The organism is Pseudomonas sp. RIT-PI-r (assembly GCF_001297015.1).
Lineage (GTDB): Bacteria > Pseudomonadota > Gammaproteobacteria > Pseudomonadales > Pseudomonadaceae > Aquipseudomonas.
Window position 1 is genome coordinate 331,385 of record NZ_LIGE01000036.1, and the last position, 22,650, is coordinate 354,034.

At 59.8% G+C, this 22,650-nt stretch carries 23 protein-coding genes; 11 read left to right on the forward strand and 12 right to left on the reverse strand.

The genetic code is table 11. The features are described from left to right. The 3 genes from AK821_RS21960 to AK821_RS21970 form a co-directional block, all read right to left on the reverse strand. A complete protein-coding gene (locus AK821_RS21960) occupies nt 1–1,026 on the reverse strand; it encodes a PDDEXK nuclease domain-containing protein (RefSeq protein WP_064391600.1) in 1,026 nt (341 codons plus the stop codon). Between the two features lie 184 nt (nt 1,027–1,210). Beyond that, the gene (locus AK821_RS21965; protein ID WP_064391601.1) at nt 1,211–2,635 is read right to left on the reverse strand and encodes a sensor histidine kinase; all 1,425 of its coding nucleotides are present in this window, start codon (nt 2,633–2,635) and stop codon (nt 1,211–1,213) included. Then, complete coding sequence (locus AK821_RS21970; RefSeq protein ID WP_064391603.1) at nt 2,622–3,344, reverse strand: response regulator transcription factor; 723 nt, start codon at nt 3,342–3,344, stop codon at nt 2,622–2,624. Before AK821_RS21970 ends, AK821_RS21965 begins: the two co-directional genes overlap by 14 nt. 219 nt (nt 3,345–3,563) lie before the next feature. On the opposite strand from AK821_RS21970, the gene AK821_RS21975 reads away from it, so the two are divergent. Next, complete coding sequence (locus AK821_RS21975; RefSeq protein WP_064391688.1) at nt 3,564–6,317, forward strand: response regulator; 2,754 nt, start codon at nt 3,564–3,566, stop codon at nt 6,315–6,317. Nucleotides 6,318–6,400: 83 nt separating this feature from the next. Continuing rightward, nucleotides 6,401–7,390 carry a 2-hydroxyacid dehydrogenase gene (locus AK821_RS21980; RefSeq protein ID WP_064391604.1) on the forward strand — a complete coding sequence of 330 codons (990 nt, stop codon included), beginning with the start codon at nt 6,401–6,403 and terminating at the stop codon, nt 7,388–7,390. 12 nt (nt 7,391–7,402) lie between these two features. Here the strand turns inward: AK821_RS21980 and AK821_RS21985 are convergent, their stop codons facing one another. After that, nucleotides 7,403–7,885 (reverse strand): hypothetical protein, encoded by a 483-nt coding sequence (locus AK821_RS21985; protein ID WP_064391606.1) that lies wholly within the window; start codon nt 7,883–7,885, stop codon nt 7,403–7,405. A 134-nt stretch (nt 7,886–8,019) separates the two neighbouring features. Here AK821_RS21985 and AK821_RS21990 point away from each other — a divergent pair, with 134 nt between their 5' ends. After that, complete coding sequence (locus AK821_RS21990; RefSeq protein ID WP_064391608.1) at nt 8,020–8,454, forward strand: hypothetical protein; 435 nt, start codon at nt 8,020–8,022, stop codon at nt 8,452–8,454. Beyond that, nucleotides 8,454–8,858, forward strand: coding sequence for an META domain-containing protein (locus AK821_RS21995; protein WP_064391610.1), 405 nt, complete (start codon nt 8,454–8,456; stop codon nt 8,856–8,858). The genes AK821_RS21990 and AK821_RS21995 overlap by 1 nt, the downstream gene beginning before the upstream one ends. A gap of 294 nt (nt 8,859–9,152) precedes the next feature. On the opposite strand, the gene AK821_RS22000 is transcribed toward AK821_RS21995, so the two are convergent. After that, the gene (locus AK821_RS22000; RefSeq protein WP_064391612.1) at nt 9,153–9,620 is read right to left on the reverse strand and encodes a TlpA disulfide reductase family protein; all 468 of its coding nucleotides are present in this window, start codon (nt 9,618–9,620) and stop codon (nt 9,153–9,155) included. A gap of 113 nt (nt 9,621–9,733) precedes the next feature. Between AK821_RS22000 and arsC the strand changes: the two genes are divergently transcribed. From arsC to AK821_RS22015, 3 genes are read left to right on the forward strand one after another with little or no spacing between them, the layout of a single operon-like run. Further along, entirely contained in the window at nt 9,734–10,087 is a 354-nt protein-coding gene (gene arsC, locus AK821_RS22005; RefSeq protein WP_064391614.1) for an arsenate reductase (glutaredoxin), read from the forward strand. Continuing rightward, entirely contained in the window at nt 10,084–10,680 is a 597-nt protein-coding gene (wrbA, locus tag AK821_RS22010; protein ID WP_064391616.1) for an NAD(P)H:quinone oxidoreductase, read from the forward strand. The genes arsC and wrbA overlap by 4 nt, the downstream gene beginning before the upstream one ends. 2 nt (nt 10,681–10,682) lie before the next feature. Next, a complete protein-coding gene (locus AK821_RS22015) occupies nt 10,683–11,108 on the forward strand; it encodes a DUF2069 domain-containing protein (protein ID WP_064391618.1) in 426 nt (141 codons plus the stop codon). Nucleotides 11,109–11,256: 148 nt separating this feature from the next. Here AK821_RS22015 and AK821_RS22020 read toward each other — a convergent pair whose 3' ends face one another. Further along, nucleotides 11,257–11,931: a DNA-3-methyladenine glycosylase I gene (locus AK821_RS22020; protein WP_064391620.1), complete on the reverse strand. Its 675-nt coding sequence runs from the start codon at nt 11,929–11,931 to the stop codon at nt 11,257–11,259. A gap of 136 nt (nt 11,932–12,067) precedes the next feature. Beyond that, the gene (gene ttcA, locus AK821_RS22025; RefSeq protein WP_064391621.1) at nt 12,068–12,892 is read right to left on the reverse strand and encodes a tRNA 2-thiocytidine(32) synthetase TtcA; all 825 of its coding nucleotides are present in this window, start codon (nt 12,890–12,892) and stop codon (nt 12,068–12,070) included. A gap of 385 nt (nt 12,893–13,277) precedes the next feature. On the opposite strand from ttcA, the gene AK821_RS22030 reads away from it, so the two are divergent. Together AK821_RS22030 and AK821_RS22035 are read left to right on the forward strand one after the other, a co-directional pair. Beyond that, nucleotides 13,278–13,880 (forward strand): Yip1 family protein, encoded by a 603-nt coding sequence (locus AK821_RS22030; RefSeq protein ID WP_053122787.1) that lies wholly within the window; start codon nt 13,278–13,280, stop codon nt 13,878–13,880. Nucleotides 13,881–14,007: 127 nt separating this feature from the next. Continuing rightward, nucleotides 14,008–14,502, forward strand: coding sequence for a SprT family zinc-dependent metalloprotease (locus AK821_RS22035; RefSeq protein ID WP_064391623.1), 495 nt, complete (start codon nt 14,008–14,010; stop codon nt 14,500–14,502). Nucleotides 14,503–14,611: 109 nt separating this feature from the next. Here the strand turns inward: AK821_RS22035 and AK821_RS22040 are convergent, their stop codons facing one another. Together AK821_RS22040 and AK821_RS22045 are read right to left on the reverse strand one after the other, a co-directional pair. After that, the gene (locus tag AK821_RS22040) at nt 14,612–15,793 is read right to left on the reverse strand and encodes a CaiB/BaiF CoA transferase family protein (RefSeq protein ID WP_064391626.1); all 1,182 of its coding nucleotides are present in this window, start codon (nt 15,791–15,793) and stop codon (nt 14,612–14,614) included. A gap of 145 nt (nt 15,794–15,938) precedes the next feature. Then, nucleotides 15,939–17,273, reverse strand: coding sequence for a dicarboxylate/amino acid:cation symporter (locus AK821_RS22045; protein ID WP_064391627.1), 1,335 nt, complete (start codon nt 17,271–17,273; stop codon nt 15,939–15,941). Nucleotides 17,274–17,623: 350 nt separating this feature from the next. Here AK821_RS22045 and AK821_RS22050 point away from each other — a divergent pair, with 350 nt between their 5' ends. After that, the gene (locus AK821_RS22050; protein WP_064391629.1) at nt 17,624–18,622 is read left to right on the forward strand and encodes an AraC family transcriptional regulator; all 999 of its coding nucleotides are present in this window, start codon (nt 17,624–17,626) and stop codon (nt 18,620–18,622) included. Between the two features lie 205 nt (nt 18,623–18,827). Here the strand turns inward: AK821_RS22050 and AK821_RS22055 are convergent, their stop codons facing one another. The 3 genes from AK821_RS22055 to AK821_RS22065 form a co-directional block, all read right to left on the reverse strand. Beyond that, entirely contained in the window at nt 18,828–20,174 is a 1,347-nt protein-coding gene (locus AK821_RS22055) for an ATP-binding protein (RefSeq protein ID WP_064391631.1), read from the reverse strand. Next, nucleotides 20,171–20,848 carry a response regulator transcription factor gene (locus AK821_RS22060; RefSeq protein WP_016987432.1) on the reverse strand — a complete coding sequence of 226 codons (678 nt, stop codon included), beginning with the start codon at nt 20,846–20,848 and terminating at the stop codon, nt 20,171–20,173. Before AK821_RS22060 ends, AK821_RS22055 begins: the two co-directional genes overlap by 4 nt. A 150-nt stretch (nt 20,849–20,998) precedes the next feature. Further along, complete coding sequence (locus AK821_RS22065) at nt 20,999–21,601, reverse strand: outer membrane beta-barrel protein (RefSeq protein WP_064391634.1); 603 nt, start codon at nt 21,599–21,601, stop codon at nt 20,999–21,001. Nucleotides 21,602–21,744: 143 nt separating this feature from the next. On the opposite strand from AK821_RS22065, the gene AK821_RS22070 reads away from it, so the two are divergent. Beyond that, nucleotides 21,745–22,536, forward strand: a complete 792-nt coding sequence (locus AK821_RS22070) for a dienelactone hydrolase family protein (protein ID WP_064391635.1) — start codon at nt 21,745–21,747, stop codon at nt 22,534–22,536. The last annotated feature ends 114 nt before the right edge of the window (nt 22,537–22,650 follow it).

Consider the following 22,650-nt stretch of genomic DNA (forward strand, 5'->3'; position numbering starts at 1 on the left):
TTAGTCGCTATTTTCTGCTGGCGCCGTATCCATTGCATAAAACTCATGCAACTTGGCCTGCAGCAACTGCTTATCCGGCAGACAGGTTTGATATTGCGCTATCAATGCGGGCGAAAGACTGCGATTGAGGGCGTACTCGACGACCTCATCTTCCTTGCTTGCACACAGCAGGACACCGATGGCCGGACTTTCGTGAGGCTTGCGGACATTGCGATCCAGCGCCTCCAGATAGAAATCCAGCTTACCGAGGTATTCCGGCTCAAAACGGCCGACCTTGAGTTCAATGGCTACAAGGCAGTTGAGCCCTCGGTGGAAAAACAGAAGGTCGAGAGAGAAATCCCGGCCGCCGACCTGCAGTGGATATTCGGAACCGACAAAGCAGAAGTCGCGACCGAGCTCAATAAGGAACGCCTTGAGACGTGAAAGAAGCCCCTGGTGCAGATCGGTTTCGGAATGAGCAGCGGGCAAGTCGAGAAATTCGACCATGTAGGAATCGCGGAATATCTCGAGAGCTTCGGGATGATTTTGTTTCAGTGCGGCGGAGGCTTTTGCAGGATCGGTGACGCTTCGCTCAAACAAAGCAGACTTGAATTGGCGTTCCAGTTCGCGCTTCGACCACTGTTCCTGAACGGCCATTCGCAGGTAGAACCCACGCTCTTCCGGGTGTTTGCTTTGGCTCAAAATGATCATGTTATGAGTCCACGGCAATTGTCTCACCAGTGGTGAGACAATTGGATCATCCCGATAGGTTTCATAAAACTGGCGCATTCGGAACAGATTTGGTCGGGTGAACCCACGCAAGCCCGGTTGGGTATACGCCAGATGTGCGGCCAGTTGAGTTATGACCGAATCGCCCCACTCCGCCTGCTCAATCTTACGACTGATATGCGCCCCCACCTGCCAATAAAGCTCAATCAGCTGTGTATTGACCGCTTGCATGGCCTTATGTCTGGAACTGTGAATCAACGCGAGCACTTCGTTGAAACGTTCGCCATCCGGGTTGCCAGTAACGCTGGATACAGTCATGCGCAATTCCTTGAAGATCAGGTGAAGCACGAGCCTAACCCCTTCAGGAAGCTTGAAATGACCGCCGATGCAACTTGGGAAATGTCGTACAAAAAAAGGCGAGCGCTCCGGCAAGCCATCAGGATTGGCCACCCGAATGGACTACATCGCGAGCAGGCTCACTCCTACAGGAGATCTGCGTTGATCACACAACCTGCGGCGAACCGAGATCCAATGTGGGAGCGAGCCTGCTCGCGAAGGCGTCAGTCGGCGCAACGCCATCGTCAGCCACCAACCGCAAATTCAACCGCAACCCCGCCCCGCTATTCTCCGCCCAAATACTTCCGCCCTGACGCTGCACGGCATTGCGCGCGATGCTCAGGCCCAAGCCGAATCCACCGTCGCCGGGCCGCGAGCCGTCGAGGCGGGTGAACGGCGAGAAGATCCGCTCCAGATCCCCTTCCGCTACGCCGCCGCCCTGATCTTCCAGCCACAGATGCCAGAAATCGCCGTCGCGCCGTCCATCCAGTCGCACGACCCCACCCGCAGGCGAATGCCGAATCGCGTTACGCAGAATGTTCTCCAGCGCCTGCGCCAGCGTATTCAGATTGCCACGCACCCAGCACGACGCCTCGACCGAACACTGCAATTGCAGGCTCGGCCAGCCGCTTTCATAACAGGCGTTGTCCGTGAGCATTTCCCACAGGGCCTGAATCTGGATCGCTTCCTCGGGCAGCGGCGTGCGGTCGGTATCGAGCCAGGCCAGTTGCAGGGTGTCTTCGACCAGCCGTTGCATACCGTCAACTTCACGACCGATGCGCTCGCGCAGTTGCATCAGACCCTGTTCGCTTTCACTGGCGACACGCAAACGGCTCAGCGGCGTGCGCAATTCGTGGGACAGATCACGCAGCAGTTGCTGTTGCAGAGCCACGGTCGATTGCAGGCGCTCGGACATCGAGTCGAACGCTCGCGCCAGCTCTCCAAGCTCATCCGGCCGCTGGGTGATGCCGCTCGACAGGCGCACATTCAACTGGTCGGCGCGCCAAGCGTTGGCCTGTTCACGCAAGTTGTTCAGCGGCACTACCAGAAGACGATAGAGACCGACGCACAGCAGCAAAGTGAACAACCCCGGAATCACGCCGTTGGTGATGACGCGCCAGAACAGCCGATATTTACCCGGCAGAAATCGCTCGGGCAATTCGATCACCAGGCTGCCGGCGGACGGCTCTTTGGGAAAAGGTATGCGCAGCCACGGCCGGTTCTGTTTGTGGATCGGCCAGTCAAGACCGCGCAAGAACGTCAGGTGCTGGATTTCCTGTTCATTCAGCGGATCGCTGCTCAGCGACTGCAAGTTGCCACCGATGACGCCGACCCAACTGGCTTCACGCAACTCCATGCTCTGCAACCAGTCATCGACCCCGCTGCGGCCGCCGTGCTGCCACGCCTGCTCGGCCTGTGAGGCGTAACGACTGAGCGTGCCCCGCGCTTCGTCGGAGAGGAACTGGTTGCGCTCCTCCATATAACGGCCCCACGACCAGCTCAACCAGATCATCAGCAGACAGAACGCGACCAGCAGAAACGCCAGTTTCCAGAACAGCGAATGCCGCCCCGGCAGTTCAGAGCGTTTCATCGGCCGCGCTCAGAACGTAACCCTTGCCCCACACGGTGCGCACTTCACGCTCGGTGTAACCGATGGCTTTCAGTTTGCGGCGGATCTGGCTGATGTGCATGTCGAGGCTGCGGTCGTGGGCCGCGTAGCCGCGCTGTAAAACGTGCTGATAAAGGAAGGCTTTGCTCAGCACTTCCTCGTCATTGCGATTGAGGGTTTCCAGTAAACGGAACTCGCTGCGGGTCAGCCCGGCGGCTTGCTCGCCGAACAGCACATCGCACCGTTCATCGTCGAACCGCAGCGTACCGGCCGCCACGGGCGCCGCCAGCGATGCCGGGCGCCGATCCAGCGCAACCCGGCGCAGGATCGCTTCGATGCGTACATGCAGCTCGGCCATGCTGAACGGTTTGGGTAGATAGTCGTCGGCGCCCAGACGGAAACCGCTGATGCGATCCGCCTCGGCACCGAGAGCCGACATCAATAGCACCGGCGTCGAATGGCTCTGGCGCAATTGCGTCAGTACGTTCAAACCGTCCATGCCCGGCAGCAGAATATCCATCAGTACCACGTCGAACGGCTGGCGCCTGGCGATGCTCAGACCTTCCTGGCCGTTCTGGCACCAGGTCACCTGAAAGCCGCTGCGACCCAGATGTTCGTGAACATAGGCGCCGAGAACCGGATCGTCCTCGATGGAAAGTATGCGTGGCTGGGCAGCGGGAACAGGAGTCATGACTATCTGCAAGTAATTCTCAGTTGAGGGCGATTATTCAAGATTGCCGGGCATCGGGCAACCCAAGGATGTCCTATCGGACCAACGAGCCTCTGCGCCCTGAACCGACCCGAGCGCATTTTTCCGGAGATTGCCTGCGAGCAAATCGCTACACTGCGCCAATGTCGCGTGCCGGATGCACGCATGAGTCAACAGTTCAGCGGGATGCAGGAGATAGGTGTGCTCAAGAAACTGGGAATCAAAGGTCGCGTGTTGTTGCTGACCTTGTTGCCGACCAGCCTGATGGCGCTAGTGCTCGGTGGTTATTTCACCTGGGCGCAGCAGTCCGACTTGCAGACCCAGTTGATGCAGCGCGGCGAAATGATCGCCGAGCAACTGGCCCCGCTGGTGGCGCCGGCCATGGGCCACGGCAACAATGAATTGCTCGAGCGCATCGCCACCCAGTCCCTCGAACAACCGGACGTGCGCGCCGTCACTTTCCTTGCGCCGGATCGCTCGCCGCTGGCCCACGCCGGCCCGACCATGCTCAATCAGGCACCCAGCGGCGACAGCGCGCAATTGCAACGGCGCAGCGGCAATGACGCGACGCGCTACCTGATGCCGGTGTTCGGCAAGCACCGTAATCTCGCCGGAGAACTGATCCCCGAAGAGTCCGATCGTCTGCTCGGCTGGGTGGAACTGGAGCTGTCGCACAACGGCATGCTGCTGCGCGGTTATCGCAGCCTGTTTGCCAGCCTGTTGCTGATCGCCGCCGGTCTTGCCGGAGCGGCGTTGCTGGCGTTGCGCATGGGCCGCACCATCAACCGCCCGCTGAGCCAGATCAAACAGGCCGTCGCACAACTCAAGGACGGCCACCTGGAAACCCGTCTGCCGCCGCTCGGCAGTCAGGAGCTGGATGAGCTGGCGTCGGGCATCAACCGTATGGCCGGAACGTTACAGAACGCCCGCGAAGAACTGCAGCACAGCGTCGATCAGGCCACCGAAGACGTCCGGCAGAATCTGGAAACCATCGAGATCCAGAACATCGAACTGGATCTGGCGCGTAAAGAGGCACTGGAAGCCAGCCGGATCAAATCCGAATTTCTTGCCAACATGAGCCACGAGATCCGCACGCCGCTCAACGGCATTCTCGGCTTCACCCATCTATTGCAGAAAAGCGAGTTGACCCCGCGCCAGCTCGACTATCTGGGCACCATCGAAAAATCCGCCGACAGCCTGTTAGGCATTATCAACGAGATCCTCGACTTCTCGAAAATCGAGGCCGGCAAACTGGTGCTCGACCATATTCCGTTCAACCTGCGTGACCTGCTGCAAGACACCCTGACCATTCTTGCCCCCGCCGCTCACGCCAAGCAGTTGGAACTGGTCAGCCTGGTGTACCGCGACACGCCGCTGTCGCTGGTCGGTGATCCGCTGCGCCTCAAACAGATCCTCACCAACCTGGTCAGCAACGCGATCAAGTTCACTCGCGAAGGCACCATCGTCGCCCGCGCGATGCTTGAAGAAGAACACGAAGACAGCGTGCAACTGCGCATCAGCATTCAGGACACCGGCATCGGTCTGTCGAATCAGGATGTCCGTGCGCTGTTCCAGGCTTTCAGTCAGGCCGATAATTCGTTGTCGCGCCAACCTGGCGGCACTGGCCTCGGGCTGGTGATTTCCAAGCGCCTGATCGAGCAGATGGGCGGTGAAATCGGTGTCGACAGCACGCCGGGCGAAGGTTCGGAATTCTGGATCAGCCTGAACCTGCCAAAGACCCGCGACGATGCCGAGGACCTGCCTTCGGCGCCGCTGCTCGGACGCCGCGTGGCAGTGCTGGAAAACCACGAACTGGCGCGTCAGGCCCTGCAGCATCAACTGGAAGACTGCGGCCTCGATGTCACCACGTTCAACACCCTCGAAAGCCTGACCAATGGCGTCACCGGCGCGCATCAGACCGATCAGGCGATTGATCTGGCGGTGCTCGGCATCACCAGCAACGACATGCTCCCGGAACGTTTGAACCAGCACATCTGGGACCTCGAACACCTTGGTTGCAAAGTGCTGGTGCTGTGCCCGACCACCGAGCAGACGCTGTTCCATCTCTCGGTACCGAACCCGCATAGCCAGCTCCAGGCCAAACCGGCGTGCACGCGCAAACTGCGCCGCGCGTTGTCGGATCTGGCCAACCCGCGCCAGCCGCGCAATGAGCCGGGCGAACCGCTGTCGAGCCGCGCACCGAAAGTGCTCTGCGTCGACGACAACCCGGCCAACCTGTTGCTGGTGCAGACCCTGCTCGAAGACATGGGCGCCAAGGTTCTCGCCGTGGAAAGCGGCTATGCCGCCGTCAAAGCGGTGCAGAGCGAATCTTTTGACCTGGTGCTGATGGACGTGCAGATGCCGGGTATGGACGGGCGCCAGAGCACCGAAACCATCCGCCAGTGGGAAAGCGAACGGCATTGCACGCCGCTGCCGATTGTCGCCCTCACCGCCCACGCCATGGCCAACGAAAAACGCGCGCTGCTGCAAAGCGGCATGGACGACTACCTGACCAAACCGATCAGCGAACGGCAATTGGCTCAAGTCGTATTGAAATGGACCGGTCTGGCCTTGCGCAATCAAGGGCCGGAGCGCTCCAGCGAAAGCGCCTTGGGCAATCACGAACTGCCGGTGCTCGATCATGAGGAAGGCTTGCGTCTGGCGGCCGGCAAGGCGGATCTGGCGGCAGACATGCTGGCGATGCTGCTCGCCTCACTGGAAGCTGACCGCGAAGCCATCCGTACGGCACGCGACAACCACGACCAGAATGCTCTGCTCGAGCGTGTCCATCGCCTGCATGGCGCGACACGTTACTGTGGTGTGCCGCAGTTGCGCGCAGCCTGCCAACGCAGTGAAACCCTGCTCAAACAAGAGGATCCGAAAGCTTTGATGGCGCTCGATGAACTGGAGCGGGCAATCAATCGTCTGGCCACGCAGGCGAAGATCAGCGCCTGATCCACGGCAATGCCGGCAATACAGCAGGGCGCTACAGTGGTCGCGGGTGATTTGCGCCCGCGTCGATGCTCCAGGAGGATTTCATGCGCACGATCGTTTTCAGCAGCCAGACCTACGACCGCGACAGCTTCCTCGGTGCCGCTTGCCCAAGCGGGATCGAATTGCATTTCCAGCCGGCTCGACTCAGCCTCGACACTGCCGCACTGGCCGACGGCCACGAAGTGGTTTGCGCTTTTATCAACGATGACCTCAGCGCGCCGGTACTGGAGCGCCTGACCGTTGGCGGCACGCGCCTGATTGCCCTGCGCTCGGCGGGTTTCAACCATGTTGACCTGATCGCGGCCAAACGCCTTGGGCTAAGCGTCGTGCGCGTCCCGGCCTACTCGCCACATGCCGTGGCCGAACATGCTGTCGCGTTGATTCTGGCCCTGAATCGACGTTTGCATCGCGCCTATAACCGCACCCGCGAAGGCGATTTCAGCCTGCACGGTCTGACCGGTTTCGATCTGGTCGGCAAGACCGTCGGCATCGTCGGCACCGGACAGATCGGCGCGACGTTCGCAAAAATCATGCACGGCTTTGGTTGCCAACTGCTGGCTTACGACCCGTATCCGAACCCGGAGGTCGTGGCCTTGGGCGCGCGTTATCTGAGCCTGCCCGAACTGCTTGCGCAATCGCGCATCATCAGCCTGCACTGCCCGCTCAACGAGCACAGTAAACACTTGATCAACCGCGACTCGCTGGCGCACATGCAGACCGGTGCGATGCTGATCAACACCGGACGCGGTGGTCTGGTCGACACGCCGGCGCTGATCGACGCCTTAAAGGACGGGCAGTTGGGTTATCTCGGGCTGGATGTGTACGAAGAAGAGGCGCAGATATTTTTCGAGGACCGCTCCGACCTGCCGTTGCAGGACGACGTGCTGGCGCGCTTGCTGACCTTTCCTAACGTGATCATCACCGCGCATCAGGCGTTCCTGACCCATGAAGCACTCGGCGCGATCGCCGCGACCACACTGCACAACATTGCGACCTGGGCGGCAGGTGCACCGCAAAACCAGGTCGAGGGTTGATGGCCTGACGGTTTACTTTGGCGACAGCGTGGACGCCAGGATCAACAGAGCCAGCCAGCCAAAGCCGAAAAAGCGCTGCTTCATCGAGTGCCCGCTGCGCAGCAGAAACCAGACAAAAACCATCGGCAGCAGGAAGATCATGATCTTCAGCCAGCCTTCTACCGGACGGCTGCCATCGGCATTGGTCTGCGTTTGAAACGCTGGCGCCGGCTGTTCGACTGGCTGCCGGCGCCGACGCCCCGCCGCTGCCGGCATGACTTTCGGTAACGGCTCCGGCGCAGGGGGTGCCACGGCTTCCGGAACTGCCTTGTTGCGCGGCAGGCTGCCAAAAGAGATCGTCGAAGGCTTAGCAGGCGCAGGTGCCGGTTCTGCTGCCGCGACCGTCTGCGCATGAGCGCGAACGATCTGCTCCGCCATCGGAGCCCCACAATGAATGCACGCCGCGGCTTCGGAACTGATGCTCCGCTTGCATTCATAACATTCGATCAGCGCCATGTTCCGTTCCTTCAGAGTCGAGGGGCGGCAGTTTGCCATGAGCGCCTGTCGATTTGAACCGGATCGAAGGTCGCAAGCGCACATCATTCTGCAATCGAGCCCGTGCTAGCATGTCGCGCATATTTGGAGGACCCATGGTCGAACACGATTTCCGCTACACCCTGATGAACCCGCAACACACCCTCACCGAATGCCGCGCCCTGGTTCCGGGCCGCTATCAGGTCACCGGTAACGGTGGTTCGATCCGCATCGGTGATGTCCTGTTGGTCACCCTCAAAGGCAGCAAGGATTTGTCCATGCGCCTGACCGTCGACACCGTCCGCCACCTGATCACCCCGCCGGGCCAATGGACCGCGATGACCACAGGCCCGGTGTTCGGCGAACTGGCCATCCACACCTGGCAGGTCAACTGCGACAGCTGCGCCAAAGAGCTGAGCTTCGAGTTCGCCGTGGATGCCAAACTCGGCAAAGCCGCCGAGAAACCGGCCGCCACCGCGCGCATCGCCGAGCTGGGCTGGAAAGCCGTCGGCGACAAGCACCTGTGCCCGAAATGCCAGGAGCCGGCATGATGAAACGCCTTGCCCTGGCCGCTCTGGTCGGTGTCGGTTTGGCAGGCTGCGCTGCGGAGCCAGTGCAACTGCAGCAAAACCGCAGCTACATTCTGGAGTGGATCGGCGAACGGCCATTGATGGATTACAGCCACCTGACCATCACCCTCGGTGAAGATGGCCGTGCCTATGGCAACGGTGGCTGCAACCATTGGTTCGCGCCGTACACCCTTGAAGGTGACAAGATCACCTTCGGCAAGATCGGCAAGACCCGCAAGCTCTGCGCTCCGGCGCTGATGGAGCAGGAACAACGCTTCCTGCAGGCGCTGGAACATGTCCAGCGCTGGGACATCTCGCCAATCGAGCAGATGCGCTTCTGGCCGGCTGAAGGCAAACCGTTGCGCTGGTGGCTGGAAGAGGGTTGAGTCTCAAGACCGCCAAGCCCTCATCGGAACGCCGCCCGCCTAGCCCTCTCCCAGAGGGAGAGGGGACTGATTGGGGGATATTGGAGAGGTACGCCGACCTGGAAGGTTTTCGCCGAATCCATAATTGACCGAATCCCACTCTGGCGACTGCCTAATCGAGCTGATCTGGTTTTGACGAATCCACAATCAACTCGATCTCTCAGGTCGATGTAACTCGCCAGACACCTCGGTCGGCCCCCTCTCCCTACGGGCGGTCCGACGTTTCGGGAGGGCTGGGGTGAGGGGCTTTTGACGTTACTGGGTCGCCTGCAACGCTTCGAGTTTGGCCAGCACCCCCGCCGCCGTCTGCTCACCCATCAACTGCTCACGTACCTTGCCTTTGTTGTCGATGATATACGTCACCGGCAGTGCCTCCCTGCGCGGCAACTCGAACAACTCCGCCGGATCCTGCGCCAGCACGGTGAACTTGATGCCGAGTTTCTCGCTCGCCTCTTTCAGTTCCGCGCCCTGCACATTGTCGAAATTGACCCCGAACACACCGACATTCCTGCTTTTGAGCTCATCGGCCAAATGGTTGAGTTCCGGGATTTCGGTTCGGCAAGGACCACACCATTCGGCCCAGTAATTGAGCACCACCCACTGTTTGTCCAAACGTTCGGAGGCGACTTTCTGCCCATTCTGATCGATCCCGTAATCATTGCCGCAGCCCCCCAGCATCAACGCCCCGATAACCGTCAATGCCGCTGCCAATCGCCGTGTCATGTCGTGTTCCTTGTGAAAATTTAAACGCGCCTGCGACCCATCGCCTCTGACAGTTCTGGATTGCGCGCTGCACAGTTAGAATAGCCGCCACTTTACGCCAGAAGCGACCCGCCATGACCGATCTGACGCTTTATCACAATCCGCGCTGCTCGAAATCCCGCGGTGCGCTGGAGCTTCTTGAAGCCCGCGGCCTGACACCAAACGTCGTGCGCTACCTCGAAACCCCATTGAACGCGGCGCAAATCAAGGCCCTGCTCGGCAAACTCGGGATCAGCGCGCGTCAGTTGCTGCGCACCGGAGAAGATGAATACAAAATGCTTCAACTCGCTGATGACAGCCTCGGCGAAGCGCAATTGATCGACGCTATCGCCCAGCACCCCAAGCTGATGGAACGACCGATTCTCGAAGTCGGCAACAAAGCGGTGATCGGGCGTCCGCCGGAAAAAATCCTGGAGTTGCTACCGTGAGCGCGCCGTACATTCTGGTGCTGTATTACAGCCGCAGTGGCTCCACCAACGAGATGGCGCGGCAGATTGCGCGCGGCGTCGAACAGGCCGGCCTCGAAGCGCGCCTGCGCACCGTACCGGCGATCTCCACCGAGTGCGAAGCCGTAGCGCCAGACATTCCGGATGAGGGCGCGCTCTACGCCACGCTCGATGATCTGAAAAACTGTGCCGGCCTGGCGCTGGGCAGCCCGACACGTTTCGGCAACATGGCCGCGCCGCTGAAATACTTTCTCGACGGCACCAGCAACCTGTGGCTGACCGGCGCCCTCGTCGGCAAACCGGCCGGTGTGTTCACCTCTACCGCCAGCCTGCACGGCGGCCAGGAAACCACCCTGCTGTCGATGATGCTGCCGCTGCTGCACCACGGCATGCTGATCACCGGCCTGCCGTACAGCGAATCGGCGCTACTGGAAACCCAGGGTGGCGGCACGCCTTATGGCGCTAGCCACCACGCCGGGGCTGACGGCAAAAGTGGTCTGGATCAGCACGAAGTCGCACTGTGTCGCGCCCTCGGCTTGCGCCTGGCCAAAATTGCGCAAAAACTGGAGGGCTGACAGTGGCGAAGAAGCCGAAGGTTTTGCCTTCCATCGAATGGCTGGAGCCACGAGTAAAAGCGATGCGGGTGGTCAGCCTGCTGAGTTTTTTCGCTCTCGCCGGTTTGCTCGCCGCCTACTACCTGCTGTTCGCCGACCTGCACGGTGCGCGGCCGTGGGTGATTCTGCTGATCGAACTGATCCCATGGATCGTCCTCGCACCGGCGATGATCATGGGCAGCGCCCGTGGCCATTCGTGGATGTGTTTTGTGGTGAATCTGTATTTCATCAAAGGCGCACTGGCGGCGTATGACCCGAACCGGCAGTTGTTTGGTGTGCTGGAAATGGTCGCGAGCCTGGCGCTGTTCTGCTCGGCACTGCTGTATGTGCGGTGGCGGTATCAGTTGAATCGCAAGTTGGCTGGCGAGGGGGAAATCTCCGTCGCCTGATGGAAAAAGATCGCAGCCTTCGGCAGCTCCTACATTCGATCGTTCCCACGCTCTGCGTGGGAATGCATCCAGAGACGCTCTGCGTCTCAGGGACGCGGAGCGTCCCGGGCGGCATTCCCACGCGGAGCATGGGAACGATCGGATTGACTCAATGATTGACGGTGTAAGCGAGCATCATCGAAATCTGGCTCATCGGCCGCCCGCCACTTTGTTCATGCCACTGGTTGAACACGTCCTGCACAATCTTCAGATCGCGCAGACTGGTCGGCACCTTGTCGACGATCTTCTGTGCGTTCAGCGCCGCGACCACGTCGTAGCTCGGCACGAAGGTATCCTTGCCGACCATGCGCAAAAAGCGTGGCGCCGACAGTCCGCCCAATTGATGACCGTGCTTTTTCAGGTACGTCCACAGACCGACGATATCGGTCACCGGCCAGTCGGCGATCAGCGCGCCAAAACTGCCCTTCTCTTTCTCGACATCAAGAATGAACTGCGCATTGCGCGGCACGCTTTTCAGTTTGCCGAGATGGCGAATGATTCGCGCATCCTGCATCAGACGCTCAAGGTGCTCGGCGCTCATCAGCACGACTTTTTCCGGGTCGAACTTGAAGAACACTTCTTCGAAGGCCGGCCACTTGGCGTCGACCAGACTGTGCTTGAGGCCGGCACGGAACACGCGCAGGGCCATGGTCGAGAGGTAGCGATCGTCGCTGATCTTGCGCAATTGCGCGGGAGTCTTGGGAACGGGCAGATGGGCTTCCAGTTCAGCCGCCGAACCGAAGCGGTTCAGACAGTATTCGTGCAGCCACTTGTAATCGCGCATGCCCTCTCCTATTGAATGAAGCGAAGAAACCAATGTGGGAGCGAGCCTGCTCGCGAAGTGGGAGTACCAGTCAACAAATTCAGTTGAATGACACACCGCTTTCGCGAGCAGGCTCGCTCCCACATTTGAAATGGGTTTACAGATTGACGATGTTCACAAAGCGCGAAGCTGCGGTCTCGTCGATCTTCAGGCTGGTGAAGTCGAACAGGTTGCGGTCGGCCAGTTGCGACGGGATCACGTTCTGCAGACTGCGGAAGATGCTTTCAGTTCGACCGGGGGTCTTGCGCTCCCAGTCCAGAAGCATTTCCTTGACCACCTGACGCTGCAGGTTTTCCTGCGAACCGCAGAGGTTGCACGGGATGATCGGGAATTCTTTCAAATCCGAGTAAGCCTGAATGTCTTTCTCGTTGCAGTACGCCAACGGACGGATTACCACGTTGCGGCCGTCATCGGCGCGCAGCTTCGGCGGCATCGCCTTGAGGCTGCCGTTGAAAAACATGTTGAGGAAGAACGTCTCGACGATGTCGTCGCGGTGATGACCGAGGGCCATCTTGGTCGCGCCGATTTCGTCGGCGAAGGTGTACAGCGTGCCGCGACGCAGGCGCGAGCACAGCGAGCAAGTGGTCTTGCCTTCCGGAATCAGTTCCTTGACCACCGAGTAAGTGTCTTTCTCGACGATGTGATACTCGACGCCCAGCTCTTTCAGATAGGCCGGCAGCACATGCTCGGGGAAGCCCGGCTGCTTCTGGTCCATGTTCACCGCGACGATCTCGAACTTGATCGGTGCAACCTTCTGCAGGTGCAGCAGCACGTCGAGCATGGTGTAGCTGTCCTTGCCCCCGGACAGGCAGACCATGACCTTGTCGCCGTCTTCAATCATGTTGAAGTCAGCAACCGCTTCGCCGGCCAGGCGGCGCAGGCGCTTTTGCAGTTTGTTCTGGTTGACCGTAAGAGTGCCCATGACGCGAAATCCGTGAGGTGTGACGAAAGGCCGGCATTTTACGCAAAAACCCGGCGTGGGCGAAGCATACCGACCGGTCGCATTCCGAAATGCATATTCGTGCAGGAGCTGCCGAAGGCTGCGATCTTTTGATTTTGATTTTTAAAAACAAGATCAAAAGATCGCAGCCTTCGGCAGCTCCTACGGGGGCTCGTCAAGACTGCGCGGCGATTAAGCCACTTGTTTACAGCGCGATTTGCTCTAAGCCCCTAATACCTGTGCGGGTAAGACCTTTCTATACTGCGACATAAGGTCGCACACATCTGAAGACCTGTATTTGCTCGGCCACCTTGGCCCGTAGGCGCTCCGTTGGGGGGCGATGGCAATAACAAGAGGAGTGACTGGCATGATCCATCACGTAGTGGGACTTTTCACCCACCCCGATCAGGAATGGAAGGAAATCCGTGGCGACCAAGAGGAAAGCATCAGCCACATGTACCTGACGCACACGCTGATTCTGGCGGCGATTCCGGCAATCTCGGCGTTTATCGGCACCACCCAGGTCGGCTGGGTGATTGGTAACCGCGCGCCGGTGATGCTCACCGTCGAAAGCGCGATCTGGATGACCGTCATGTCGTACCTGGCGATGCTCGGCGGGGTCGCGGTCATGGGTGCCTTCGTGCACTGGATGGCCCGGACCTATGACGCCAATCCGAGTCTGGCTCGCTGCGTGGCGTTTGCCACTTATACCGCGACACCGTTGTTTGTCGGCGGGCTGGCGGCGCTGTATCCGCATATGTGGCTGGGAATGATCGTCGGCACGGCGGCCATCTGCTACACGGTTTACCTGCTGTACGTGGGCCTGCCGACGTTCATGAATATTCCATCGGACGAAGGCTTTCTGTTTTCCAGCTCAGTGCTGGCCGTGGGTCTGGTGGTGCTGGTCGCCATCATGGCGTTTACCGTGATTGTGTGGGGGCTGGGCGTTGGTCCCGTCTATACCAACTGACTCGCCAAGCCAATCCGAGGCCGCCGCAAGGCGGCCTTGTCGTTTCAAGGATGACCATTCGGCAGCTCGACGATTCGCAAGTCCAAGGCGTTGCGGCATACTCGACGTCTCTGGAGATCCATCAAGCATGCCCGAGCAACTCAATACCCGCGTCGAAGACTGTTACCAACTCGCCGAATCCTTTTTCAAACGTTCTTTCCCACGCCCTGTTGTCAGCCTCAAGCTGCGCGGGCAAAAAGCCGGTGTCGCGCATCTGCACGAGAACCTGCTGCGCTTCAACCCGCAGTTGTACCGGGAAAACGCCGAACACTTCCTAAAGCAGACCGTGGCCCACGAAGTTGCGCACCTGATCGCTCATCAGTTGTTTGGCGACCGTATCCAGCCCCATGGCGAGGAGTGGCAACTGATCATGCGCGGGGTTTACGAACTGCCGCCGGATCGCTGCCACACCTACGCAATCAAGCGGCGCAGCGTGACTCGTTACATCTACAAATGCCCGTGCGCCGACAGTGATTTCCCGTTTTCGGCGCAGCGCCATAGCCTGGTGCGGCAGGGGCGGCGGTATTTGTGTCGGCGCTGCCGCAGTACCTTGGTGTTCAGTGGTGAGATGCGCGTCGAATGACTCCCTGATCGTTCCCATGCTCCGCGTGGGAACGCCGCCATGGACGCTCCGCGTCCACTGTGACGCAGAGCGTCACGGGATGCATTTCCACGCAGAGCGTGGGAACGAGCTACGCAACTACCTTTAAGGCTCGCAATTCGGCAATCCGCTCAACACTGAACCCCAACTCCCCCAACACCTGATCCGTATGCTGCCCCAACACCGCCCCGACATGCCGCGGCGCCGGTAACTCCTCGGAAAACCTCAACGGACACGCCATCTGCGCCTGCGTGGTGCCATCCCCGCGCGGCACCTGCGTCACCAGTTCACGCGCCCGCAACTGCGGATGGCGCACCGCCTCTGCCAAGTTCAACACCGGCTCGACACACGCATCGATCCCGGCAAACAACTCGCACAGTTCAGCAAAATCATGCTTTTCAAACTCGACCGTCAGCGCGTATTTCAATTGTCGCTGCTGCTCAGGTTTGGGCGACAATCCCAGCGCCGCCAACTCCGGCCGCCCCAGCGCGGCGCACAGTGGCTGCATGAAGGCCGGCTCCAGACTGCCCACCGACATCCAGCGCCCATCCCGCGAGCGGTAGTAGTCGTAAAAACTGCCGCCATTGAGCATCTGATCTTCCCATCCTGGCTCTGCGCCACAGGCCAGATACCCAGCGCCAGCCATGGCATTCAAACTGAACGCGCAGTCGGTCATGCTCACGTCCAGATGCGTGCCCTGCCCCGTTTGCGGCCGCGCAACCACAGCGGCCAACACGCCGATCCCCCCGTGCAACGACCCACCAGCGACACCCGCCCCCGGCCTGCCCAGCGGCAGCGGCCCGCTTTCGGCGCGGCCGGTGTAACGGGCCCGCCCCGCCAGTGCCAGATAATTGATGTCATGCCCGGCGCGCTCCTTGTACGGCCCGGTCTGGCCGTAACCGGTGATCGACACGTAGATCAGTTTTGGATTGATCGCTTTCAGTGCTTCGTAACCCAGCCCCAGACGTTCCATCACACCGGGGCGAAACTGCTCGAGAACGATGTCGTAATCGCCGAGCAACTGCTTGACCACTTCCAACGCCTCGGGCTGTTTCAGGTCCAGTGCCAGGCTGCGCTTGTTGCGATTGAGGTAGGCGTGACTGGCCGATACTCCGCCATCATGGGGCGGCAATACCCGCAGCAGATCCAGGCGTGTCGGTGATTCGATGCGCAGCACCTCGGCGCCCATGTCCGCCAGCAACAGCGAGGCAAACGGCCCCGGCAACAGCGTCGAGAAATCGAGGATCTTCAGTGAGGCCAGCGGTGCGGACATGGGCGAACTCCTTAAGCGATGCACTCAGCCTAGGCAGCGATGCCGCGCACGGCAATCACCGGAAATGTCAGCGGGTGTGACCGTTACGCTCAAACAACAGGCAAGAAAAAACCCGCCGAAGCGGGTTTTTCCAGGCAAGCAGTGCTTATTTCACATTGCTTGGGGTTGGGCCTTCAGCCACACCCAGGTCGTCTTCTTCACGCTCGTCGGAGATACCGCGACCGCCCGAGGCCAGCTCGGATTGCAGCTGATCGGTATCCAGCTCCTTGACCCACTTGGCAACCACGATGGTGGCTACCGCGTTACCGACCAGGTTGGTCAGTGCGCGAGCTTCGGACATGAAGCGATCGATACCAAGGATCAGCGCCAGACCGGCCACCGGCAGGTGACCTACCGCCGACAGGGTCGCTGCCAGTACGATGAAGCCCGAACCGGTTACACCGGCAGCGCCTTTGGACGACAGCAGCAGCACCAGCAGCAGAGTGATCTGGTGGGTGATGTCCATGTGGGTGTCGGTCGCCTGAGCGATGAACACGGCCGCCATGGTCAGGTAGATCGAAGTACCGTCGAGGTTGAACGAGTAACCGGTCGGGATCACCAGACCCACTACGGATTTCTTCGCGCCGAGACGCTCCATCTTGATCAGCATGCGTGGCAGTGCCGATTCCGACGAGGACGTGCCCAGTACGATCAACAGTTCTTCACGGATGTAACGCACCAGTTTAAACACGCTGAAACCGTGAGCACGGCAGATCGCACCCAGCACCACCACCACGAACAGGATGCAGGTGATGTAGAAGCAGATCATCAACTGGCCCAGTTGCACCAGCGAGCCGACGCCGTAGGCACCGATGGTGAAGGCCATCGCGCCGAAAGCACCCAGCGGCGCCAGTTTCATGATCATGTTGATGATGTTGAACATCACGTGGGCGAAGCGATCGATCATGTCCAGCAGCGGACGACCGTACGAACCCAGGCGATGCAGGGCGTAGCCGAAGATCACCGAGAACATCAGCACTTGCAGGATGTCACCGGTGGCGAACGCGCCGACGATGGTGTTCGGGATTACATTGAGGAGGAAACCGACAATGCTCTGGTCTTTACTGGCCGTCACATAAGTGGCGATTTTCGAGGCGTCCAGGGTGGTGACGTCGATGTGCATGCCGGCGCCCGGTTGCACAACGTTGACCACGATCAGACCGATCAGCAGGGCAATGGTGGAAACGATTTCGAAGTACAGCAGCGCGTAGCCGCCGGTCTTGCCCACGGACTTCATGTTCTGCATGCCGGCGATGCCGCTGACAACGGTACAGAAGATGATCGGGGCGATGACCATTTTGATCAGTTTGATGAACCCGTCACCCAGCGGCTTGAGGGCCACACCGGTCTGAGGATAGAAGTGACCAAGCAGGATGCCGATGGCGATGGCAACGATCACCTGGAAATACAGGGATTTGTACAGTGGCTGACGAGTCGTCATTGCAGGTTTCCTCAAGCGTCCCGCGTGGCAACATCCATCTGTTGGCCGCGAAACCTTAATTGCGAACCCTCCTGCACTGGAGGGATTTGTTGTTGGAGCAGCGTTTTCCATCAGGGCCAAACGCACGCTTCTGTGGCTTGTATCGCAAACGTCGTGCCACTTTGGTGCGATTGCCAGCAAGCCTTTTGATATCAGGGGTAACGGGTCTACGGATGTCACCATCCTGTGACTCAGACGTGGCGGATTTCCGCCAACTCGCCGCTTCTCGTCCTACAATTTGGCGGAAATCCGCCTTGTTGCCCGTATCCCCCCCGGCTACCATCCGGCGCTTGAGGAAGGATCTACCGCTTATGCGCGAACGCACCATCGCCAGTCATTTTGCCCGTGCCGCCCTCGGTGGCGCGCGCCGCGTGGGTTTCGATTACTCGGGCCTGCTGCTGCAATTGGGCATCAGCCCGCAATTGCTCGACGAGCCTCGCGCGCGCATTGCCCCGGAACAATTCACCCGGTTGATTCAGGGCCTGTGGCTGGCGCTGGATGACGAATACCTGGGTTTCGGCAACGCGCCAAGCAAACCCGGCAGTTTCGCCATGATGTGCCACGCCTCGATTCACTGCCGCAATCTGGAGAAAGCCCTGCAACGCGGTTTATTGTTTTATAGCCTATTCCCCGAAGCCCCGCGCCTGAGCCTGACGCGCGAAGACGAATGGGTGCGCCTGAGCCTCGACGACTCACCGTTGTGGGATCCAGATCACTTTCTCACTGAGAGCCTGCTGGTGATCTGGCATCGCCTCGGCAGTTGGCTGATCGGTCAGCGGATTCGCCTCGAACAGGCGAGTTTCAGCTATCCGCGCCCCGAGCATGGCGCCGAATACGATCTGCTGTTTCCCTGCCCGCTGACCTTCGGCACTGATCAAAGCAGCCTTTTATTCCACAGCCGCTATCTGTCTATGCCGCTATTGCAGGACGAACGCACGCTCAAACATTTCCTCGAACGCTCCCCCGCCGACCTGCTCTCACGTCCGGACGATGGCGATAGCCTCAGCAGTCGCCTGCGCCGCTTGCTCAGCCGCGACAATGCTAACTGGCCGGATCTGGAGGCAGTGGCGGCGCACTTGCACATCAGCCCACAGACCCTGCGCCGGCATTTGCGTGAGGAAGGCAGCAGTTTTCAGGAATTGAAGGATCAGCTACGGCGGGATATCGCCATCTATCATTTGGGCCGGGCGGATCTGTCTTTGCAACAGATTGCCGAACAATTGGGATTCTCTGAGCCGTCGGCATTTCACCGGGCGTTCAAGAAGTGGACGGGGCTGACGCCGGGGGCTTATCGGGCGCAGGAGCAGTGAGGCGCTAAATCAAAAGCCCCTCACCCTAACCCTCTCCCGGGGGGGAGAGGGGACTGATTGGGGGATGCTTGAGAAATACGCCGACCTGCAAGCTCTCTATTGAATCCATATTCGCTGCAAATCGCTCAGGTCGATCATTTTCGCAAGACACTTCGGTCAGTCCCCTCTACCTCTGGGAGAGGGTTAGGGTGAGGGCAACTCCCGATCACACCGCCGGAAAATGAATCCTGAACGCCGCCCCGCCCATCGGTGAATCACCCAAGGCCAGTTTGGCGTTGTAGCTTTCGATGATGTCCTTGACCACCGCCAAGCCGATCCCCTGCCCCGGGTGCTGAGCATCCAGGCGTTCACCACGCTCGAGAATCCGCGCGCGCTGATCCGGCGGCACACCGGGGCCGTCGTCTTCCACACACAGTTCAACTCCGGCCAAGCTTTCGCGCACGCTGATGCGCACTTCGCCCAGACACAGGCGATAGGCGTTTTCCAACAGGTTACCCATCATCTCCAGCAGCGCGCCCTGCTCGATCGGCACGTAGCAATGCTCGGGTAGATCGAATGCCACTCGCACACGTTTGTCGCGATAGACCTTATCCAACGTGTCACAGAGGCTTTTCAGCACCGGTTGCAGGCGCACCTGATGTCGTACCAGACCGCTTTTACGCAAACTGGCCCGTTGCAATTGGTAGCTGATCTGCTGGCTCATGCGTTCGATCTGGCTTTGCAGCACCCAGGCCTGATCGCGTTCTTCAGGACGCTGGGCCATGTCTTCACTGACGCCCTGCAGCACCGCCAGCGGGGTTTTCAGACTGTGCGCGAGGTCATCGAGAGAATCGCGATAACGGCTGCGCTGTTGCCGCTCGCTGTGCAGCAAACGGTTGAGCGAGCCGGTCAGGCGCAGCAGTTCGCGGGGATGTTGTTCGGTCAGGCTGTCGCGGGTGCCGCCCTCGATTTCATCGAGTTCCTGACTGAGTTGGCGCAAGGCTTTGAGGCCCCAGGTCAGCCCGATCCACAACAGCGCCAGCAACACCAGCAAGGCTGCACCAAAACCGAGGTAGAGATTCTCGCGCAGGCCTTCGAGGGTGGTTTCGTACTCGCGCACCGGTTGCAGGGCGACGATGCTGAACGCCGCACTTTTGCCGCCGAGCAGTTTGACTTCAACGTCGTAAACGAAGAATTCCTGACCGTTGGCCTCGCGGATCCGCGCGAACTCGTTGCCGAGGCCGTCGTAGCGCGGTTTGTAGTTGATCTGCTCTTCCTGGGTGGCTTTCGAGCGCCAGACCAGATGTCCTTCGCGGTCGTAGATGTAACCGAGCAAACGGAAGTCGGTGAGATTGAAGCGCTCGTCCGGCAACTGATTGGGCATCACCAGCCGACCGTTTTCGATGCGTGCGGCCGAGATCAGCGTGGTCACGTCAGACGCCAGGCGCTGCTCGATCGAATCCTGCAACGCAAGGCTGAAGGCGCCTTGCATTGCCGGCAGCAAGGCGAGCATGAACAACACCGCCAGCGTGGTGGCGGCGAGCATCAAGCGAACGCGAAGAGAACGAATCAAGTGCAGCGCTCATTGAACAGGTAACCGAGACCGCGCACGGTGTCGATCGGCTTGAAACCGGCCGGGCCTTCGAGTTTTCGGCGCAGACGGCCGACCAGCACTTCGATGACATTCGGATCGCGCTCGTCGTCATCCGGGTAGAGTTGTTCCATCAAGCGATCCTTGGGCACCACTTGCTGATGGTGGCGCATGAGGTATTCGAGGATGCGGTACTCATAGGCCGTCAGCGCCAGCGGTTGTTCGTCGAGAGTCGCCTGTTTGCGATTGAGGTCAAGCAGCAGCGGCCCGGCGACGATGGTCGACTGAGTGAAACCGCTGGAGCGGCGCAGCAAGGCATTCAGGCGCGCATCGAGTTCTTCGAACTGGAACGGTTTGACCACGTAGTCATCGGCGCCGGCGGCGAGGCCTTCGACCTTGTCCTGCCAGTTGCCGCGCGCGGTGAGGATCAGGATCGGGAAGGTCTTGCCGCCCGCGCGCAACTGGCGAATCAGGTCGAGACCGCCCATGCCCGGCAGGCCGAGATCGATCACCGCCAGGTCAAAGTTGAACTGTCCGGTCTGGTACAGCGCCTCTTCGGCATTGGCCACGGACTCGACCACGTGACCGCTCTCCGTGAGGCGGGTTTGCAGGTGATGGCGCAACAGCGCTTCATCTTCGACGACCAACAGTTTCATAACACTCTCCCGGGCAAATCAGAATCTCCAGTCACACACCTGTGGGAGCGAGCCTGCTCGCGAAGGCTGTGTGTCAGTCGATAAATTGATCGACTGATTCACCGCTTTCGCGAGCAGGCTCGCTCCCACATTGAACCTGCTGGCAACTCCTTAGAAATTGTAGTTGGCCGACAGGTAAGTCTGGGCGCTGCTGGTCAAATCCAGCGAGCCTTGCTTGTTGCCGCCGCGCTCACTCATCTCGGTGCTGGCGTTGCTGCGCAGGTAACGGTAACCGAGTTCGACCGAGGTGTTCTGCGATACTTGCTGCAACACACCGAGCTGACCGCCGACGGCATAACCGATATCACTGTCGCGGCTAAAGCCTGGCGACTCCTGGGTCAGTTTGGTCAGACCGGCCGTTGCACCGCCGAACAACTTGGTGCTGCCGCCCACCGGGTAGAACAGATCGTAGCTGCCCAACAGATTTTCCTGACGCAGTTTAATGCCATTGTGCGAGCCCGACACGTTGTCGTAAGTAGCGTAGTAGCGACCCTGGCTGTTTTGCTGACCGAGGCGGACGCCGTAGGTGTTGTTGCCGTCAATCGCGCCGGTGGCGTTCGGATGATCGAGGTTGTTGTTCAGCGAACTGGATTTGTTGATCTTGTCACTGGTCTGGCCGAAGGTCAGGCCGGCGAAGTTAGACGTGGTATCGGCCTGGGCCGCGATACTGGCGCTCATTACGGTCAATGCCAGCAACAGTTTGTTAAAAGTCATGGGTATTTCCTCTTTCACAGTGCTGTTTGGGTATGGCGCAAGGTTACTGACCTCCCCCTGTACCGCCCCTGAACCGTCTCTGAACCTGACCTGAACCAAATGAACTAGGCTGATCTGACCTTTTATTGTCAGGAGACCCGACCATGCGCCTGTTCCTCGCCCTCACCTTGCTGGCCGTCAGCAGCCTCACTCAGGCAGCGATCAAGACTGAAGAAATTCCCTATCAAAGCGCCGATGGCACCAAACTGATCGGTTACTACGCCTATGACGACGCCATCGAAGGCAAGCGTCCGGGTGTCGTCGTGGTGCACGAATGGTGGGGCCTGAATGACTACGCCAAACGCCGCGCTCGCGATCTCGCCGAACTCGGTTACAGCGCCCTGGCGATCGATATGTACGGCGAAGGCAAAAACACCGAGCACCCGAAAGATGCGATGGCGTTCATGCAGGCGGCGACTCAGGATGCGGCGGCTTCCAGCAAGCGCTTCGAGGCGGGGCTGAATTTGCTGAAGAAACAGCCGCAGACCGACATCAATAAAATTGCCGCCATCGGTTACTGCTTCGGCGGTGCGGTGGTGCTGAACGCAGCGCGCCAAGGCGAACCGCTGGCGGGCGTGGGGAGTTTCCACGGTGCGCTGGCGACCAAGACCCCGGCGACGCCCGGCAGTGTGAAGGCGAAGATTCTGGTCGAGCACGGTGCGCTGGACAGCATGGTCACTCAGGACAATGTCACCGCGTTCAAGGCAGAAATGGACAAGGCCGGGGCAGACTACAAGTTCGTCAGTCTGGATGGCGCCAAGCATGGCTTCACCAATCCGGATGCCGATCGCCTGAGCCATGGCGAGCATGGTGGCCCGGACATTGGTTACAACAAAGCTGCGGATGAAAAATCCTGGGCGGACATGAAAGCGTTCTTGCAGAAAATCTTTAGCTGACCCCTCCGCACCCGATCGTTCCCACGCTCCGCGTGGGAATGCAGCCCGGGACGCTCTGCGTCCCAAAGCGGACGCAGAGCGTCCATTGAGGCATTCCCACGCAGAGCGTGGGAA